We start from the raw sequence: 19,322 nt of genomic DNA on the forward strand, positions 1-19,322 counted from the left end.
CACTCGACTCGAAGGCCCTACGCCTTGAGCCAGCTCATCAGCGGACGGAGCTGGCTGCCGACCTTCTCGATCTGCTCGTTCTGCTCGGCCTCGCGGCGCTTCGCGAAGTTGGGGCGCCCGTTGTCGAACTCCTCGATCAGCTCACGCGCGTAGGTGCCGTCCTGGATCTCGCCCAGGATCTTGCGCATCTCCTCGCGGGTGGACTCGGTGATGACGCGCGGGCCGCGGGTGTAGCCGCCGAACTCGGCGTTGTCGGAGACCGACCAGTTCATCTTGGAGATGCCGCCCTCGTACATGAGGTCGACGATCAGCTTCAGCTCGTGAAGGCACTCGAAGTAGGCGACCTCGGGCTGGTAGCCCGCCTCGACCAGGGTGGCGAAACCGGCCTTGACCAGCTCCTCGGCGCCACCGCACAGCACGGCCTGCTCGCCGAACAGGTCGGTCTCGGTCTCCTCGGTGAAGGTGGTCTTCAGCGCACCCGCACGGGTACCGCCGATGCCCTTGGCGTAGGAGAGCGCGAGGTCCCAGGCGCTGCCGGACGCGTCCTTCTCGACCGCCACGAGCACCGGGACGCCGCGGCCGGCCTCGAACTGGCGGCGGACCAGGTGTCCCGGCCCCTTCGGGGCGACCATGGCCACGTCCACACCCTCCGGCGGCTGGACCAGGTCGAAGCGGATGCTGAAACCGTGGCCGAAGAACAGCGCGTCACCCGGGTTGAGGTGCGGGGCGATCTCGTTTGCGTAGAGGTCCCGGTGGATGTGGTCGGGGACCAGGATCATGATGAGGTCGGCCTCCTGGGCCGCCTCGGCCGGGGTGACGACCTTCAGACCGGCTTCTTCGGCCTTGGCCTTGCTGGACGAGCCCTCCGCGAGGCCCACCCGCACGTCGACGCCCGAGTCGCGCAGGGAGAGCGCGTGCGCGTGCCCCTGACTGCCGTAACCGATCACGGCGACCTTGCGCCCCTGGATGATGCTGAGGTCGGCGGCGTCGTCGTAGTACATCTGTGCTGCCACTTCGGCTTACTCCTTGGTGAAAATGTGCCCCGTCGCGCGGGAGCACTCGGTGGTGTTGGGGTGAGAACGGGTCAGGCGCTGCGTTCGACGGCGCGCAGGGACCGGTCCGTGATGGACCGGGGACCGCGGCCGAGAGCGACCAGCCCGGATTTCACCAGCTCCTTGATACCGAAGGGCTCCAGGTTGCGGATCAGCGCTTCGAGCTTCTCGGGTTTTCCGGTTGCCTCAAGGACGACCACGTCCGGGCTGACATCCACGACATTGGCGCGGAAGAGCTCGGCCGTCTCCAGGACGTGGGTCCGGCTGGCGGCGTCGGCCTTAACCTTCACCAGCAGCAGTTCCCGACGCACGGAGGCATCGGAGTCCATCTCGACGATCTTGATGACGTTGACCAGCTTGTTGAGCTGCTTGGTCACCTGCTCCAAAGGGTGGCGGTCGCAGTTGACCACGATCGTCATTCGGGACAACCCCTCGTACTCGGTGGGTCCCACCGTGAGGGAGTTGATGTTGAAACCACGACGGGAGAACAGCGCGGATGCCCGCGCGAGCACGCCCGGCGTGTCCTCGACGAGGACGGACAGCGTGTGCATACTCATCGAAACTGTTCCTATTCCTCGTCGTCGTCCCAGTCGGGCGCCATGTCGCGCGCGTACTGGATGCTGTCGTTGCTGACGCCGGCCGCGACCATCGGCCAGACCATCGAGTCGTGGTTGACCGTGAAGTCGACGACGACGGGTGCGTCGTCGATCGCCATGGCCTTCTCGATGGTTGCGTCCACATCTTCGACCCGCTCGCAGCGGAGCCCGACACAACCGTACGCCTCGGCCAGGCGGACGAAGTCGGGGATCCGGACCTTCTTGCTCTCCGCGCTGGGCGAGGTCTGCAGGTTGGTATTGGAGTAGCGCCCCTCGTAGAAGAGAGTCTGCCACTGCCGGACCATCCCGAGGTTGCCGTTGTTGATGACCGCGACCTTGATCGGGATGTTCTCGACCGCACAGGTGGCCAACTCCTGGTTGGTCATCTGGAAGCAGCCGTCGCCGTCGATGGCCCAGACGGTCTGGCCGGGGTTGCCGACCTTCGCGCCCAGCGCCGCCGGAACCCCGAAGCCCATCGTTCCCGCCCCACCGGAATTCAGGAAGGAACCGGGCTTCTCGTAGTTGATGAACTGCGCGGCCCACATCTGGTGCTGGCCCACACCCGCCGCGTAGGCGGCATCGGGACCGACGATCTCCCCCAGCCGCTTGATGACGTGCTGGGGCGCCAGCGAGCCGTCTCCCGGGTCCTCGTACCCCAGGGGGTAGGACTCGCGGAGCCGGTTGAGCTGGTCCCACCAGGCGGCGTAATCGCCCTGGCGTCCGGCCGCCTGGTCGTTGCGGACCGCGACGACCAGGTCGGCGATGACCTCGCGGCAGTCGCCCACGATGGGGACGTCGGCGTGCCGGTTCTTGGAGATCTCGGCGGGGTCGATGTCGGCGTGCACGATCTTGGCGCCGGGCGCGAAGGAGTCGAGCTTGCCGGTGACCCGGTCGTCGAACCGAGCGCCCAGCGCGATGATCAGGTCCGCGCGCTGGAGGGCGCCGACCGCGGAGACCTTGCCGTGCATGCCGGGCATACCGACGTTCTGCGGGTGGGTCGCGGGGAACGCGCCCAGCGCCATGAGGGTGGTGACGACCGGAAGCCCGGTGATTTCCGCCAGCACCCGCAGTTCCTGGGCCGCGCGGGCCTTGAGGACGCCGCCGCCGACGTAGAGCACCGGGCGCTTGGCCTCGGCGATCATGCGAGCCGCCTCGCGGACCTGCTTGCCGTGCGGCTTGGTGACCGGACGGTACCCGGGGAGGTCCAGGCGCTGGGGCCATTCGAAACGGGTGTCGGCCTGGAGTGCGTTCTTGGCGATGTCCACCAGGACCGGACCGGGGCGACCGGTGGAGGCGATGTGGAACGCCTCGGCAATGGTGCGCGAGATGTCTGCGGCATCGCGGACCAGGAAGTTGTGCTTGGTGATCGGCATCGTGATACCGCAGATGTCGGCTTCTTGGAATGCGTCGGTGCCGATCGAGGGAGCGGCCACCTGGCCGGTGATCGCGACCATCGGGACGGAGTCCATGTGCGCGTCGGCCAGTGGGGTGACCAGGTTGGTCGCACCGGGGCCGCTGGTCGCCATGCAGACGCCCGGACGGCCGGTGGCGTAGGCGTAGCCCTGGGCCGCATGGCCCGCCCCCTGCTCATGGCGCATCAGGATGTGGCGGACCTTCTCGGAATCGTAGAGCGGGTCATAGGCCGGGAGGATCGCTCCACCAGGGATCCCGAACACGACGTCGACGCCGACTTGCTCCAACGACCTGATGAGCGATTGGGCTCCGGTCATCTGCTCGGTCATCACTAGATCCTTTGGCGAGAGGCAGGTTAAGCGGGTCTGGCAACAAAAAACCCCTCACCGCGAAGCGGTTGAGGGGAGCGCGCAGCATTGACTGGGTCAGCTGGCTGCGCGCCGACCAAGTACGAGAATCAGGGAGTTGTTCTGCACGCTGTCCACCTTGGCCGAGGCACGGCGGTACGTCAACCGAAACGGCATTTTGTCTCAACATTTGAGATACTAGGACCACCATGCGAATTTTGCCCAGGTGGCGGACGGCATGGACGCATACCTGAAAGGACAAGAAGTGCAAAATCCGTGGATCGGTCCGGTCAGGGGCCTCCGACCGTCGATCCGGAAGCGGGAAAGCAGGAGGGGCCCCGTCCCGGCAGGCGATCCGGCGCGGACCGTGCGCCGACCGACGCCCTCGATCCGGGGCTCCCAAATCGTCCGGCAGACGCCGGGGCGGGACGGTCTGGGCTGCACACCGCGGCCGGATCGGTGCGGAGGCTTCCCTCCGGCAGACACCGGAGCGCCCTTTCCGGCCGCAACTCCGTGGACGTACCCGTCCGTTGCAAAGCGGCGGGCCCCGGAACGGACACCCGCTCAAAGAGCGGTCGCGGTCTCTCCCCCGACAAGGGCCTCGACTCCGTCAGCGGGCATGGGCCGGGCGACGAGAAAACCCTGACCGTAGGCGCACCCCATCGCGCGCAGCCGGTCCAGTTGACGCGGGTGTTCGATCCCTTCGGCCGTCACCTGCATCCCCAGGTCCTGGCCGAGCCGGATGATCGTCTGGGTCAACAGCGTCACGGTGCCGTCCCCGCCCAGATCGCGGATGAACGAACGGTCGATCTTGATCTCGTCCACGCGGAGCTGACGCAGATGTGCCAATGAGGCGTAGCCCATGCCGAAATCGTCGATGGCCAGACGCACCCCGAGGTCGCGCAACTCGGCGAGGCGGTCCACCGCCTGGCCGGGGTTCTCCAGCAGGACCTCCTCGTCGACCTCCATCGTCAGGACATCCGCGTTGAGCGCGCACTCGGCGAGCACACCGGCCACGGTCTCGACGAACCGCGGCGACAGCACCTGCTTGACCGAGATGTTCACCGAGAGGCGGATGTCCAACCCGGTGGTCCCGCGCCAGACCGCTACCTTCTGGCACGCCTCGCGCAGGATCCACTCCCCCAGAGGCACGATCAGTCCTGACTCCTCCGCAGGCGCGATGAAGTCGTCGGGCGGGACGAGTTGGCCGTTCTTGCGCCAGCGCACCAGCGCCTCCACTGCGGTGACCCGCGAGGTCTCCAGGTTCACCACCGGCTGGTACTCCAGCGTGAAGGCGTTGTCGGCGAGGGCCTGACGCAACTCGGTCTGCAACTCCAACCGCCCCACGACCTTGGCGTGCATGTGAGCGGCGTAGAGCTCCAGGCGTCCCCCTCCGCCCTCCTCCTTTGCGCGGGCCATTGCCATGTCGGCGTTGCGCAGCAGTTCCCCGCTGCCGGTCTCGGGAGCGGCGAAGGCGACCCCCGCACTCGCCGTCAGCACCACCTCGCGGTCGGCCACCTGGAACGGCTCTCCCCCGATGACCCGGATCAACCGCTCCGCGAGGTCGACCACGTTGTCCGCGCGCGGACTGTCCTCGATGAGGACCGCGAACTCGTCACCCCCCCAGCGGGCAAGTGTGTCTCCCGCACCCATCGTGGCGCGCAGCCTCCGGCCGGCCTGGGCCAGGAGATAGTCACCGAAGGTGTGCCCGGCGGAGTCGTTGACGGCGGTGAACCCGTCGAGATCCAGGAAGATCGCGGCGATCTCGGTCTTGGGTTGGCCTTCCTCGGGCTCGGTGCGCCGGCTCAGGACCTCCCTGGTCCGCTCTTCCAGGTAGGCACGGTTGGGCAGACCGGTGACACCGTCGTGGAAGGTGAGGTGGTCCACCTGCTTCTGCAGCTCCACCTGGGCGCTGATGTCCCGGGTGGTGAAGAGCAGTCGCTTGGGCTCACCCGGACGCTCGTAGACCGAGGCCGTGGAGGTGGTGTGGCGCCAGGTCCCGTCGGCCGCACGGACCCGGACCCTGAGGTGGATGCCGTCTCCGGAGTCCCTGCGGAAGGTCGCCATGGCCCGTTTCACCTGCGGGAGGTCCTCTGGGTGGATCAACGCCGTGACAGGGTCGGCAAGGATGTCGTCGAGACGGTAGCCGAACGCCTCCGCGGTGCCGGGACTGAGGGAGAAGATCCTGCCGTCGTCGTCCAGGATCAGAATGACGTCGCCACTGTGCTTGGCCAATTCGTGGAAGTGCCGCTCCCTGCTGTGCACCATCCGGCTGAGGGTGGAGTTCTCTTCGAGAAGTCCCAGCAGGCGCACCAGAAGGACCAGGACCGCGGACCCCGCCACGAGGGGCAGGACCGGGGCAACCCCGTTCACCCACAAACCGCCCACCGTCAACGCCACCGTGGCGATCGCCAATGCGAGCGAGGCGGCGATCTCGGGGGCGAACCGGTAGAGGCCCCGTCCGGTGATGCGGCGCGGCGCGGCTCCGGTCCTGCCCAGGATGAGCCAGGGCAGTCCCGCCAACAGCGCGAAACCGAACAGGCGCACCGGGTACTCGATCCCCCCTGCCGGAGCCTCCCCGGTCAACCGGGTGATGGTGCCGATCAGGTCCGCGCCGCAGATCACGATGAAGGCGCCCATTGCCAGCAGGACCGCGCGCCGGGTGCTGTGCGGCGAGGTGAACACCAGCGGCGCCAGGAAGCACAGGACCGCGATGTCGGCCACCGGGTAGACCAGGGCGAACGCCACGAAGCCCGACCCCTCCCCGAGGTCGCGGTAAAGGGGCTGGAACAGCACCAGCCACACCACGGCGAAGACCGCTGCGGCACAGACGTAGCTGTCGGTCAGGTGGCGCACCACTGTCCGCGCCCCGTGGGGCAGTGGCGCGAACTTCAAGAAACCGAGGAAGAAGAGCGGAAGCGCGATCAACGAGAACAGATCGCCGAAGGTGAGCGAGAAAGCCGCTGCGGGACCGAACAGGCCGGTGACGCCGTTGGTAATCGCCCCCGCACACCAGGCCAGGGCGGAAAACCCGAAAAAGCGCAGTCCAGCGGCACTGTCGGCACCATCGGCGCTGGCCTGGCCGTCATCGGCGATCGAATGCAGCCGGGCGGCGTAGAGCATCGAGATGCCCGCGAGCCCTGCCGCGATCGCGGTGGGCCAGGTCCCCGCCCAGACGGTCAACGAGATCCCCTGGACGGGGAACAGCGTGCCGAGGGCATAAACAGCGGTGACGATCAGGATGGCAGCGAACCAGACGCGCGAATCGCTCTTCACGGCATCCCTCCTTGCCCCGAGGGGCAGGCCTTCGACAGTGCTCGCGCACTCGTGCGACAGCGCCCCCTCGCGGTGTGGACCGTGGACATGAGCACCCTTCCGGTCGGTGGCGCTTGGGCCGCTCGGGCGACCGCGGATCCCGCAGGCGCACTGATGCCCCGGAGTGGAGTCAGGGCTTGGGTGATCGTGCCGGGGCGCACGTCGCCCGTTGTTTCCGGCGACTGTGGCGAAGGAGCACTCGGGCGGCGCTCCAGGCGCGGTGTCGCGTGCTGTTACGAGAGGGCCGCCGCTGCTTACTCCGTATGAGGCTATTGGGTCAAGGTCACGTTCCGATTGAGAGGAAGCTGAGAGGTGGTGACGACGGGATCACGGAAAGTCACTGTTTTCTCACCTCTTCGACGGGATTGGGTGGGCCGCGGTGCGGCCCACCCCCGGGTCAGCCCTCCACGCCGAGTTTCTGCAGAATCAGCTGCCGGGCCCGTCCTGCGTCAGCCTGACCACGCGTGGCCTTCATGACCGCACCCACCAGCGCACCCACGGCGGCGACCTTGCCGCTGCGCACCTTGTCCGCGGCGTCGGCATTGGCGACGATCGCCTGGTCGACTGCGGCACCGAGCGCGGAGTCGTCGTTGACGACCTTGAGTCCGCGTGCCTCGACGACCGCGTCCGGGCCGCCCTCCCCCGCGAGCACGCCCTCGATCACCTGGCGGGCGAGCTTGTTGGTGAGCGCCCCCTCTTTGACGAGAGCGACGACTCGGGCGACGGCCACCGGGGTGATGGGCAGCGCGGACAGCTCGACCTCGGTCTCGGTGGCACGGCGTGACAGCTCGTTGAGCCACCACTTGCGTGCGTCCGCCGAGGGGGCGCCCGCCTCTACGGTCTCGGCGACCAGGTCCACGGCGTCGGCGTTGATGAGGTCGCGCAGTTCCTCGTCGGAAAGGCTCCACTCCGCCTTGATCCGGCGGCGCTTGGCCGCCGGAAGCTCCGGGAGCGTGGCGCGCAACTGCTCGACCCACTCTGCGCTCGGGGCGACCGGAACGAGGTCGGGGTCGGGGAAGTAACGGTAGTCCTGCGCCTCTTCCTTGCTGCGGCCCTCCAGGGTGCTCCCGGTGTTCTCCTGGAAGTGCCGGGTCTCCTGCACCACGCGCCCGCCCGCCGCCAGGAGGGCGGCCTGGCGCTGGATCTCGTAACGGACCGAACGCTCGACCGAGCGCAGCGAGTTGACGTTCTTGGTCTCGCTGCGGGTGCCCCACTCTGTTGCACCGCGCGGCATCAGGGAGACGTTGACGTCGCAGCGCATCGACCCCTCTTCCATGCGGACGTCGGAGATTCCCAGCGAACGGACGAGTTCGCGCAACTCCGCGGCGTAGGCACGGGCCACCAGCGGCGCCAGGTCACCGGTGTGCTCGATCGGCTTGGTGACGATCTCCAGCAGCGGGATACCCGCCCGGTTGTAGTCGACGATGGAGTACTGCGCGCCGTGGATGCGCCCGGTGGCCCCTCCGACGTGCGAGGTCTTCCCGGTGTCTTCTTCCATGTGCACGCGTTCGATCTCGACCCGGAACTCGCGGGGCCCCTCGGGGGTGTCGACGGTGACATCGAGGTGGCCGTCGACGCAGATCGGCTCGTCGTACTGCGAGATCTGGTAGTTCTTCGGCATGTCCGGATAGAAGTAGTTCTTCCGGGCGAACCGGCCCCAAGGAGCGATGGAGCAGTCCAGGGCGAGCCCGAGCAGAATCGCGCTCTCCACGGCGACCTCGTTGACCACCGGCAACGATCCGGGCAGCGCGAGGCATACCGGGCAGACCTGGGTGTTGGGCTCCGCCCCGAACGCGGTGGCGCAGGAGCAGAACATCTTCGACCTGGTGCCCAGCTCGATGTGGGTCTCCAGACCGAGCACGGGCTCGTACCCGCGCAGGGCCTCGTCGTAGGCCATCAGCGCCGAAGCGCCGCCCGTGGCAGGGCTACTCGTTACCGCGCTAGCCATCGCCGCACAACCCGTTTCCGTATTCCGTGGAGAGTCCGGCCCGGCACCGCCCCCGCCGGAGGGGACATCCCTGATTGGTCATGGTGGACGCCCCGCGCGGGCGGTGCTGTGCATACGCGGCGTCATCGTCTTGAGCCTACCGATGCCCAGGCCCCGGGCGGACCTCCCGCGCAGCAGGTGGGCGGGTGTGCGCACCGCGCCCCTCGGTCCGCCCGGACCAGGACGGGGGCCGAGGGCGCGGACAGGGGCGTATCACCCTGGCGCGGCCGATGGTCCCAGGCGGAACCAGCCGGTTACCCTGGCGGTTCCGGGCCATCGCGGGAACGCGGTTTCGGAAGCGACCTTTCGGCCCGGACCTTCTTTGACCTGTCATCCGGATCATCAGGTGAGGCCTCGCCGTGTCCCGATCCATCAGCCGCGCACGACGCGGCCCCGCCGGCGCCGCAGCCCAGATCGCGATGGCGATGGCGATGGCGATCTGGGCTGCGGCGCTCGGACCGGCCATGGCCGACAACCGGGCCGAGACGACCGCCGACGCGCGTGGCCGGACCGCCGTCAGCGCGGTGGATCCGGCTGCCGACGGCGAAACGGACCGGCCGACCGGAACCGGGACACGAGCGGGGCATCCGGTTTTCTCCGGGAAACCCCCAGGCGCTACTTCCGCCCCACGGTCAACGGTGCGATCGGCGGCCTCTCCGCGGTCGGTCGCCGGGACCTGGTTGGGGACGGTGCTGGCCGCCGGGGCGGGACTGCTGGTCCTGGGTGCAGCAGTGATGCTGCTGACCCGTGGCGGCGGCCGGGACGAAGAGTAGTCCGGGCCGACACACTTCCCTTGCCCCGAGGAGCGGCGGGATGCCTGATCACCCCCGGAACAAAAACGTTTTTATTCAACTAATTGGATAACGCTTGGGCAACGATGCGAATTTCCCAGGAGTTCTCCGGAAGGCGGCACGGAACCGCCGCCGAGCACAGAAACAACGGTCGCCCATCCCCCGGAGCAGGGCCCTCTCTTATGCGGCACTTACGGACACGAGGACTGGGCCCGATGGCCGAAACCCCTGAACTGACAGTCGCTCCGCGGCAGCGGAGCATGACGAAGAGCAGGTCATTGGGACAGCCATCATCATAATCGACTAATTTCGGCACTACCCGGGCGATACCTATTGGAAGGACCGATCAGGCTCGCTAGTATCTGGCGGTGCGGTGATCAACCCCCCGTCGACCCGGCATCGATCAGGTCTCGACGAGCGATTCCAACGTTCGACCATGAGCGATCCGCTTTTGCTCCCCATCCGACCGGACCCCGTATCGAGGTCTCGGCCAAGGCCCGACCCACCCTCGCGGGGCTGTTCGCCCGCCCCTTGACGGCTGTCACCCAACCGCTGGCGAACGGCATCCGGTTCCTACCTTCATCGGGACACAACTTGACCATTACTGCTCCTCCCGCATCCCCCAAGGCCGGCAAGGGCGTCAAGCGCACGCTGACCTCCCTGGCCGCGACCACGGCCGCCGGCCTGCTGGTCCTGGGCTTCGCCGGCCCGGCATCGGCCGAGCCCGAGGTCCTCAACGGCGGCGCCAAGGGCACCTACGTCGGCAACTGGTTCAGCGGCCCCACCGTGCACACCAGCGGCGGCAGCTTCGGCACCAGCCTCTTCAAGCTGAAGCTCGAAGACGGCACCGTCCTGAAGACGTACTGCATCGACTCCAAGACCAGCATCCTGGACAAGGCCAACTACACCGAAGACTCCTGGGCCAACTACCCGGGCAAGGGCAACTTCAACACCCAGCCCGCCAAGGTGCACTGGATCCTGCAGAACTCCTACCCCACCGTCGACGTCGCGGCGCTCGGCGCGGCATCCGGTGCCGAGGGGCTCAACGAGAAGCAGGCCATGGCCGGCACCCAGGCCGCCATCTGGCACTTCAGCAACGGCGTTGAGCTCAAGGAGAGCGGCAACAAGAAGAACAACGCCAACGTCGTCAAGGTCTACGAGTACCTGCTGGCCAACGCCGAGGACCTCCCGCAGACCGCCGAGCCGGACGCCTCCCTTGCGTTCACCCCGCACGAGGCCTCGGGCGAGGCCGGCAAGGCCATCGGCGAGTTCACCGTCGAGACCAGCGCCACGAACCCGCTGCCGCTGACCGTCAACGGCCCCGAGGGTGTCATCGCGGTCGACCTCGAGGGCAACCCGGTCGAGAACGTGTCCAACGGCGACAAGTTCGCCGTGCTGGTCCCCGAGGGCACCGAGCCCGGCGAGGCCACCGTCTCGGCCTCCGTCGAGGCGCACGTGAACGTCGGCCGCCTGTTCAAGGGCAACAAGGACGGCAAGCAGAGCCAGACGCTGATCACCGCCGAGAAGGACAGCACCAAGGTCGACGCCGGTGTGAAGGTCACCTGGGTCAAGGGCGAGGAGCCCAGCCCCGAGCCCTCCCCGGAGCCCAGCCCCGAGCCCTCCCCGGAGCCCAGCCCGGAGCCGACCCCGACCCCGACCCCGTCCACCCCGGTGGAGACCCCCTCGGAGTCGCCGAAGCCGACCCCCACCCCCACCCCTGACGACAAGCCCGGTCTGCCCGTGACCGGTGCCGCTCTGGGCGGCCTCATCGCCGCCGCGGTCGTGGCCATCGGTGGTGGCGGTGCCGCGATGTACCTCTCGCGCAAGCGCAAGAGCGGTCACAGCGCCTAGTCACAGAACGCCTGTTCCACGGCTTGAGGAGCAGACAGGGCGATAGCGCGAGCGCCCCCGTCGCAGTCACCTGCGACGGGGGCGCTTCGTCGTTCGGACGGAGTCCGCAAACCAGCACCCCGGAAACAGCGCGGGGCGCCCCTGGGAAATCATCACCCGAACGACGGGTGGGATCTCTCAGGGGCGCCCCCGAAGCACGTTGCCGTAGCGGCCCCGGAGCGCCTGACTCAGACGGCGAAGGCGTTCTTGGACAACAGGTCGCCGCCCCATTTCTCCCGAAGCGCCGCCTCGACGGCCGCGCCCACCAGGTAGGTGCGGTCGTCGGCGAGCGCCGGGGCCATGATCTGCAGGCCCACCGGGAGGCCGTCCTCTGCGGCGAGCCCGCACGGCACCGACAGCGCGGCGTTGCCGGCCAGGTTCGTGGGGATCGTGCAGAGGTCGGCCAAGTACATCGCCATCGGGTCGTCGCTGCGCTCACCGATGGGGAATGCCGTGGTCGGCGTGGTCGGCGACAACAGCACGTCGACGTGCTCGAAGGCGGCGTCGTAGTCGCGCTTGATGAGGGTGCGCACCTGCTGGGCGGACCCGTAGTAGGCGTCGTAGTAGCCGCTGGACAACGCATAGGTTCCCAGGATGATGCGGCGCTTGACCTCGGGCCCGAACCCCTGGGCACGGGTCAGCGACATCACCTCCTCGGCGCTGCGGGTGCCGTCGTCACCGACACGGAGGCCGTAGCGCATGGCGTCGAAGCGGGCAAGGTTCGAGGAGCACTCGCTCGGCGCGATCAGGTAGTAGGCCGAAAGCGCGGTGGCGAAGCTCGGGCAGGACACCTCGACGACCTTGGCGCCCAGAGACTCCAGCAGTGCGACCGACTCGTTGAAGCGTTCCAGGACACCCGCCTGGTAGCCCTCCCCGGAGAGCTCGCGGACGATGCCGACGCGCAGCCCCTCGACGTCGGCGCGGCGCGCCGCCTCGACCACCGGGGGGACGGGAGCGTCGATGGAGGTGGAATCGCGTGGGTCGTGCCCGGAGAACGCCTCGTGCAGCAGGGCTGCGTCAGTTACGTTGCGCGCGAAGGGCCCCGGGGTGTCCAGGGAGGACGCGAAGGCGATCATGCCGTATCGCGACGCTCCACCGTAAGTGGGCTTGGCACCGACCAGACCGCACACGGCGGCCGGCTGCCGGATGGAACCGCCGGTGTCGGTACCGGTGGCCAGGGGCGCCTCGAACGCGGCGACGGCCGCCGAGGAACCACCGGAGGAACCGCCCGGGATGCGGGTGAGGTCCCAGGGGTTGCGGGTGACTCCGTAAGCGGAGTTCTCGGTGGAGGACCCCATGGCGAACTCGTCCATGTTGGTCTTGCCGAGGATCACCAGTCCGGCTTCGCGCAGTCGCGCGGTCACCGTCGCGTCGTAGGGCGGCTGCCACCCTTCGAGGATCTTGGAGGCGGCGGTGGTGGGCATGTCCTTGGTGGTGAACACGTCCTTGTGGGCGATGGGCACACCGGCCAGCGGTCCGAGCTCCTCACCCGCTGCGCGGCGGGCGTCCACCGCGCGGGCCTGCTCCAGGGCCGCTTCATCGGCGACGTGCAGGAACGCGTTGACTTCACCGTCGACGGCGCTGATGCGGTCGAGGTAGGCCTGGGTGGCTTCGACCGATGAGGTCTCGCCGGAGGCGATGGCGGCACCGAGTTCGGCGGCGCTCAGTCGGATCAGCTCGCTCATTCCTGCTCTCCCAGGATCTGCGGCACGCGGAACCGGCCGTCCTCCACCGCGGGGGCTCCCGCCAGCGCCTGGTCGGGGGTGAGGCCCGGCTGGGACTCGTCGGGGCGGTAGACGTTGGTCAGCGGCAGGGCGTGCGAGGTCGGCGGGATATCGCCCTTGGCGACTTCCTGGACCTTCGCCACAGCGGAGATGATCTCTCCGAGCTGGGCGGCGAGCTGGTCGAGCTCGTCCTCGCGCAGCGCCAACCGCGACAACCGGGCGAGGTGCGCGACCTCATCGCGGGTGATGGCGGACATGAATGGCAAACCGTTTCTTCGGCGGATTCGGACAGGTCAATCCTATTGCTGCGCGAAGGCACTCGGGGGTGCGGTCGAGCGTCCGAGGCGGATGCAGACCGCCCGTGCGCTCACGTCTTCATCCGGTCCGGGACGAAAACGGCACACCCGGCAGCTCAGAGGGGCGTGCGCCTTTCTGCGACCGGACACGGCACGTGTTTCACGGGTCGCCTACGACGGTGGCGAACGTCGTGGACGGCCCGTCGGAGGACCGGCCGTGTGCGCCTTGCCGGCGCCCGCTTCAACCGGCGGAGCCGGTCCGCTCTGAGGGCTGCTCGGCCAGTCCCCCGTGCTCGTAGAGCCAGCGGGTGGTGGCGGCGACGTCCAGCGGCGGGGTGAAGTACTGGCCTTGGGCGGCGTAGCAACCCAAGGCGCGTACGCTCTCGGCGTCCGAGTCGCTCTCCACCCCCTCCGCGACGGCGCGCAGACCGAGCGTGCTCATGAGGTCCACGGCCGAGCCCACGATGACCCGACCGTCGGAGGTGTCGGAGATGCGCCGGACGAAGGACTCATCCACCTTGACCTCCTCGACCGGGAGCCCGTTGAGCCGGGCGAGGGTGAAGTACCCGGTGCCGAAGTCGTCCAGGGCAAGCGAAACCCCGAGGTCCGCCAAGGCCAGGATGGTGGGGGTGATCGCCTCGGCGTCCGAGACCATCACGCGCTCGCTGATCTCCAGGCGCAGCGAGCCGGGGCGGACTCCGTGACGGCGCAGTCCTGCTGCCACGATCTCGGGCAGGGTGGGGTCAAGGAGTTCGCGCGCGGAGAGGTTGACCGACACCGGCAGCCGAATACCCTCGTCCCACCAACGGGCGATCTGGGGCAGCGTCTGCTCGATGACCTCATGGGTGAAACTACGCATCAGGTAGGACTGCTCGACCAGCGGGACGAATTCCTCCGGGGGGAGGATTCCGCGGTGACGATGCCGCCAACGGACCAGTGCCTCCAGCGCGACGGCACGATGGTCGGTCAACGAGACGACCGGCTGGTAGAACATCTCCAGCTCGTTCTCGATGAGGGCCCTGCGCAGTTCGCTGAACAGGCTCAACCTGGCCGTGGAGTTGCGGTCCTTGTGGGGCGCGTAGAGCTCGACGCCCGTGCGGCGTTCCTTGGCCACGTACATCGCCACGTCCGCTCGCTGGAGCAGGAGCTCGAAGTCGGGGGCGTGATTGGGGTAGAGGGCGATACCGACACTGGCCTCCAGGTCGAAGTCCATGCCGTCCAGACGCATCGGCTCGGCGAGCGCCACACGCAAACGGGTGGCTACCTCGCGGGCCGAGACCGCGTCGCGAACCTGCGGCAGCAGCACCGCGAACTCGTCGCCGCCCAGTCTGGCGACCAGGTCGCCGGGGCGAACGCTGTGGGTGAGACGGTGGGCGACCGTCTGCAGCAGACGGTCGCCGGTGGGGTGCCCAAGCGTGTCGTTGACCTCCTTGAAGCGGTCGAGGTCGAGCAGCAGCAGCCCCACCCTGCCTCGGTGGACCTGGGCCTCGCCGAGTGCCTCCTGGGTTCGCAGGATAAGCAGTTTGCGGTTGGCCAGACCGGTGAGTTCGTCGTGATTGGCCTGGTGCTCGCGTTTCACCGACAACGAGGCGCTGCTGTAGAGGGCTGCGAGCGGAAAGAAGAAGAGCGGGACCAGCCAGACCGAGTGCGCCATTGCGACGACGACGAGTGGGGCCAGGCTCAACAACACGCCGGCGACGAACAGGCGCTGGCCGATGTTCTTCATCAGGACCTTGTGCAGCGGTGCGCGCTCGTGCATGGCGACCGCGCACTCGACCAGGGTCAGATTGGTGATGAAGTAGGCCGCACCGGCCAGGGCCACCAGCAGCAGTCCCCAGCCCTGGGGCACCCAGGCAGTCTCAGCGGATCGCGGGTAGGCGAACTGGATGATGGCGTCGGCGACCCCGAAACTCAATGTGTACTGCGCGATGTTGAAGGCGGTGCGATGCGGGGCGTGGCCGCGTACTCCACCGGCGACGACCGTGGCCAGGGCCTGTACCAGTCCCGCGACGGGCAGGCCGAAGTAGATGACGAGGGCGAAGGAGAAGGGCAGCGAGGTGGGGTTGCCGTTGTCGCCGTCGGCGCTCTGCGCTGCGATGGGACGCAGTTCACCGGCGATGACCATGCCCAGCAGGACCCACACCAACGGCTCGCCCGCGAATGTCTGTAGTCGGTCGAGGCCGAGCCAGAACACAGAGGCACCCAGGAGGACACAACCGGCCACGGTGGTGCTGACCAGATACAGCCACAGTGGTGTCCCCACCCGGGGGCCGACGTCCCGGGTGTTGTTGGGATCCTTCATAAGGTCCTCGGGGTGGTTCATGGGGCGCACCCCGGCGGGCCGGGCGCCCTCTCCTGCTGTAGCGCCCCTCATGGGCTCTGTGTCGACGATTTCGGTCACCCCCATGACCGAAACGGCCGTAAAACGGCTTCAGCCGTTACTGGTCAGCTTACGTTGCTTCGTCACCACGTGTCGCCGATTGCCGACTTTAGGTGAACTACCGTCTACCTGAAACAATCACCCGTTTCGGTCCAGAATACTGCGCGAGGTAGCCCGGTGACTGCGTATCGTGTTAGGCATTCGACCTGGTGATCCCGAGGCGCCCGGGAGTTCCGGCCCCTGGCTCTCCCGGGCGCGTCGGGATCACTCCGCCTCGGGAACAGCGGGATTGACCCGCAACAGGCTGGCCGCTTCCGGCCCTTGGCGCAGCAGTACCGTGAACCCGCCCTCGTCCAGGATCGGGATCCCCAGTTTGGCAGCCTTGTCGTACTTGGAGCCAGGGCTTGCGCCGGCCACCACGAAGTCGGTCTTCTTCGAGACCGAACCGGTGACTTTCCCGCCCAGGTTCTGCACGGCCTCTTTGGCGCCGTCCCGGCTGTACGCCTCCAGGGAACCGGTGACCACCAGGGTGAGCCCGTCGAGGAGGCGCGGGCCGTCGTCGGCTCCCTCCTCCTCCATCCGGACACCGGCGGCTCGCCACTTCTCGACGATCTCGCGATGCCACTCCACGGCGAACCACTCCGTGATGGAGTGCGCGATGGTCGGACCGACGCCGTCCACCGCCACCAGCTCCTCCTCGCTCGCCGCCGCGATCGCGTCCATGGAACGGAAGTGACGGGCGAGGTCCTCGGCCGCGCGGGGGCCCACGTGACGGATCGACAGGGCGACCAGCACCCGCCACAATGGCCGCTGCTTCACCTCTTCGAGCTGGTCGAAGAGCTTCTGGACGGTCTTCTTGGCCTCCCCTTTCTGGTTGGCGAAGAAAGTGACGACCTTCGGTTCACCGGTCTTGGGATCGGTCTTGGGCTCGGTGGTGTCGGGGTCCAGGACCAGCGTGCGGATGGGCAGCAACTGCTCGACCGTGAAACCGAAGAGGTCTCCCTCGTCGCGCATCGGGGGATCGACTGGCTCCAGAGGCTGGGTCAGCGCGGTGGCCGCGACGTAGCCCAGCGCCTCGATGTCCAGGGCCTTACGTCCGGCGATGAAAGCGAGGCGCTCGCGCAACTGCCCCTTGCAGTAGCGGGTGTTGGGACAGCGCAGATCGACGTCGCCCTCCTTCTGCTGCCCCAGGGTCGCGCCGCACTCGGGGCACTTCTCGGGCATGACGAACGGGTGCTCCGCTCCGGTGCGTTTGTGCACGACCGGTGCGACCACCTCGGGGATGACGTCACCTGCCTTGCGCAGGACGACGGTGTCCCCGATCAGCACCCCTTTGCGGGCGACCTCGGAAGCGTTGTGCAGGGTGGCGAACTCGACCTCGGACCCGGCGACCTGGACCGGCTCCATGACGGCGTAGGGCGTGACCCGGCCGGTGCGGCCGACACCGACCTTGATGTCCAACAGCGTGGTGGTGACTTCTTCCGGCGGGTACTTGTAGGCGATGGCCCAGCGCGGGGCACGACTGGTGGAGCCGAGACGGCGCTGCAGGGAGACGTCGTCCAACTTCACGACCACCCCGTCGATCTCGTAGGCGGGGTCGTGCCGGTGCTCCGCATAGTGGGCGATGTAGGCGCGGACCTCGTCCAACGAGTTCACGACGGAGGTACGGTCGCTGACCGGGAGCCCCCAGGACGCCAGCAACTCATAGGACTGCGACTGGTGGGTGAAGGTGGCGCCCCGATGCGCTCCGACACCGTGCACGAGCATGCGCAACGGACGGGTGGCGGTGATGCGGGGGTCCTTTTGACGCAACGACCCCGCAGCGGCATTGCGCGGGTTGCGAAACGCGGCCTTGCCCTCTTCAACGAGGCGCGCGTTGAGCTCCTCGAACGCCTGGACCGGAAGGAAGACCTCGCCCCGTACCTCGAGCAGTTCCGGGGCCGGATGCACTGACTCGTCGAGCTGCACCGGAATCGTCTCGATGGTGCGCACGTTAAGAGTGATCTCCTCACCGACACGACCGTCACCACGGGTCGCGGCACGGACCAGGCGCCCGCGTTCGTAGACCAGGTCCACGGCGAGACCGTCGATCTTGAGCTCGCACAGGTACGCCTCGACCGGGACCTCTGCGGTGACCCGCTGGCCCCAGGCCGCCAGTTGCTCGTCGTCGAAGGCGTTGTCCAGGCTCTGCATCCGCTCCAGGTGCTCGACCGCGGCGAACTCGTTGCTGATCGGCGCCCCGACCTTCTGGGTGGGCGAGTCGGGGGTGATCAGTGACGGGTGGTCGTCCTCCAGCGCACGCAGCTCCAGCATGAGCCGGTCGTACTCGTCGTCGGTGATGACCGGCGAGCCCAGGTAGTAGCGGTAACTGTGGTCGTCGAGGTCCTGGCCCAACTCGGCATGGCGCTCGCGCACCTTGGCGGGAACCCCGTCGACGGAGGTCGAGTCTTGCGCGCTCACGCACATGTCCTTTCGAGAACGAACTAACGCCGTGGTTCCTCGTGCAGCACCCGCGCGGCCTCGCGGCACAGTTTGAGTGCGGCCCGAGCATGCCGGGGAGAGGCTCCGGCCAGCCCGCAGGTGGGTGTGACGACCACTGCTCGGGTCGCCAGCTCTGGTGCGAGACCGATCCGGTTCCACAGATCACGTACAGGATCGACGGTAGCGTCGGGGGCTGACAAAGTCCGCTCGACAGCCGGCACCACGCCGAGCAGGAAACCGGTTCCGGCTTCCACCGCCTCTCCGACCCGGTCGTCCGCGTCCCGGGGGAGCCGGGTTGCGTCGAGGCTGATCGCACGTGCCCCGGAACGGCGCAGCAGGCCGATGGGCACCTGGGGCGCGCAGCAGTGCGCGACCGGATAGCCCCCGGCATCGGCGACCGCGGCGAACACCGCACGCAGGCGCTCCTCCACCACCACACGGTCGACGGCGGACAACCGCCCGTATCCGCTGGCAGTGGGCACCGAGCCCAGGAGTGCCGCGGGCAGCGAGGGCTCGTCGACCTGGACCAGGATCTGGGCGTGGGGCAGTCGGGCGCGCACATCGGCGAGGTGGACGCGCAGGCCCTCGATCAGGGATTCGGTGAGGTCGGCGACAGCCCCCGGGTCTGCGAGCAGTTTCTCCCCGCCGCGCAGTTCGACAGAGGCCGCCATCGTCCAGGGGCCGGCCAGCTGGATCTTGAACGGCCCCGCGTACCCATCGGCCTGACTCTGCACCGCGTCGAGATCCCAGGACAAGAAGTCCCGACCGCGGGCTAGGTCCCTCCCCGGCCGCTGGACCACCCGCCATGCTGTGGGCTGGACCTCTATGGGAAATTCCACCAACAACGCGCCGGTACGTCCGATGACGTCGGCCCCCGCCCCCCTGTCGGGGAGCTCTGGCAGGTGCGGAAGGTCGGGGAGCTCACCGAGAACGGTGCGGACGGCCTCTGTCGGATCGTCGCCGGGATAGGACCCGACTCCGCTGGAAGAGGCCGGGGCCCAGGGGTAGCGCTGCTGCTCAGTCACGTTGCAACAGGGTAGGGCAAGGAGC

12 protein-coding genes are annotated in these 19,322 nt (G+C 68.1%); 2 read left to right on the top strand and 10 right to left on the bottom strand.

Going from position 1 to position 19,322, the window contains the following annotated elements; genetic code table 11:
- Window positions 1–17: 17 nt before the first annotated feature.
- The 5 genes from ilvC to gatB form a co-directional block, all read right to left on the bottom strand.
- On the bottom strand, window positions 18–1,013 hold the full coding sequence (gene ilvC / locus QSJ59_RS04970; protein WP_285757485.1) for a ketol-acid reductoisomerase: 996 nt from the start codon (window positions 1,011–1,013) through the stop codon (window positions 18–20).
- Between the two features lie 71 nt (window positions 1,014–1,084).
- Window positions 1,085–1,609, bottom strand: a complete 525-nt coding sequence (gene ilvN, locus QSJ59_RS04975; protein ID WP_285757486.1) for an acetolactate synthase small subunit — start codon at window positions 1,607–1,609, stop codon at window positions 1,085–1,087.
- 11 nt (window positions 1,610–1,620) lie between these two features.
- Complete coding sequence (locus tag QSJ59_RS04980) at window positions 1,621–3,393, bottom strand: acetolactate synthase large subunit (RefSeq protein WP_285757487.1); 1,773 nt, start codon at window positions 3,391–3,393, stop codon at window positions 1,621–1,623.
- A 579-nt stretch (window positions 3,394–3,972) separates the two neighbouring features.
- Window positions 3,973–6,684, bottom strand: a complete 2,712-nt coding sequence (locus QSJ59_RS04985) for a putative bifunctional diguanylate cyclase/phosphodiesterase (RefSeq protein WP_285757488.1) — start codon at window positions 6,682–6,684, stop codon at window positions 3,973–3,975.
- A 436-nt stretch (window positions 6,685–7,120) separates the two neighbouring features.
- Window positions 7,121–8,671: an Asp-tRNA(Asn)/Glu-tRNA(Gln) amidotransferase subunit GatB gene (gene gatB / locus QSJ59_RS04990; RefSeq protein ID WP_285757489.1), complete on the bottom strand. Its 1,551-nt coding sequence runs from the start codon at window positions 8,669–8,671 to the stop codon at window positions 7,121–7,123.
- Window positions 8,672–9,069: 398 nt separating this feature from the next.
- On the opposite strand from gatB, the gene QSJ59_RS04995 reads away from it, so the two are divergent.
- Together QSJ59_RS04995 and QSJ59_RS05000 are read left to right on the top strand one after the other, a co-directional pair.
- Window positions 9,070–9,483, top strand: a complete 414-nt coding sequence (locus QSJ59_RS04995) for a hypothetical protein (protein ID WP_285757490.1) — start codon at window positions 9,070–9,072, stop codon at window positions 9,481–9,483.
- Between the two features lie 612 nt (window positions 9,484–10,095).
- Window positions 10,096–11,352, top strand: coding sequence for a thioester domain-containing protein (locus QSJ59_RS05000; RefSeq protein ID WP_285757491.1), 1,257 nt, complete (start codon window positions 10,096–10,098; stop codon window positions 11,350–11,352).
- A 227-nt stretch (window positions 11,353–11,579) separates the two neighbouring features.
- Here QSJ59_RS05000 and gatA read toward each other — a convergent pair whose 3' ends face one another.
- The 5 genes from gatA to QSJ59_RS05025 all read right to left on the bottom strand — a co-directional run bounded on the left by gatA (window position 11,580) and on the right by QSJ59_RS05025 (window position 19,297).
- Entirely contained in the window at window positions 11,580–13,076 is a 1,497-nt protein-coding gene (gene gatA / locus QSJ59_RS05005; RefSeq protein ID WP_285757492.1) for an Asp-tRNA(Asn)/Glu-tRNA(Gln) amidotransferase subunit GatA, read from the bottom strand.
- The gene (gene gatC / locus QSJ59_RS05010) at window positions 13,073–13,372 is read right to left on the bottom strand and encodes an Asp-tRNA(Asn)/Glu-tRNA(Gln) amidotransferase subunit GatC (protein ID WP_285757493.1); all 300 of its coding nucleotides are present in this window, start codon (window positions 13,370–13,372) and stop codon (window positions 13,073–13,075) included. Before gatC ends, gatA begins: the two co-directional genes overlap by 4 nt.
- A 280-nt stretch (window positions 13,373–13,652) precedes the next feature.
- Window positions 13,653–15,713, bottom strand: a complete 2,061-nt coding sequence (locus QSJ59_RS05015) for a putative bifunctional diguanylate cyclase/phosphodiesterase (RefSeq protein ID WP_285757907.1) — start codon at window positions 15,711–15,713, stop codon at window positions 13,653–13,655.
- 342 nt (window positions 15,714–16,055) lie between these two features.
- Window positions 16,056–18,251 carry an NAD-dependent DNA ligase LigA gene (gene ligA / locus QSJ59_RS05020; RefSeq protein WP_285757494.1) on the bottom strand — a complete coding sequence of 732 codons (2,196 nt, stop codon included), beginning with the start codon at window positions 18,249–18,251 and terminating at the stop codon, window positions 16,056–16,058.
- Between the two features lie 23 nt (window positions 18,252–18,274).
- Window positions 18,275–19,297 (bottom strand): methionine synthase, encoded by a 1,023-nt coding sequence (locus QSJ59_RS05025; protein ID WP_285757495.1) that lies wholly within the window; start codon window positions 19,295–19,297, stop codon window positions 18,275–18,277.
- Window positions 19,298–19,322 lie beyond the last annotated feature (25 nt).

Source organism: Nocardiopsis ansamitocini (assembly GCF_030268225.1).
Lineage (GTDB): Bacteria > Actinomycetota > Actinomycetes > Streptosporangiales > Streptosporangiaceae > Nocardiopsis_D > Nocardiopsis_D ansamitocini.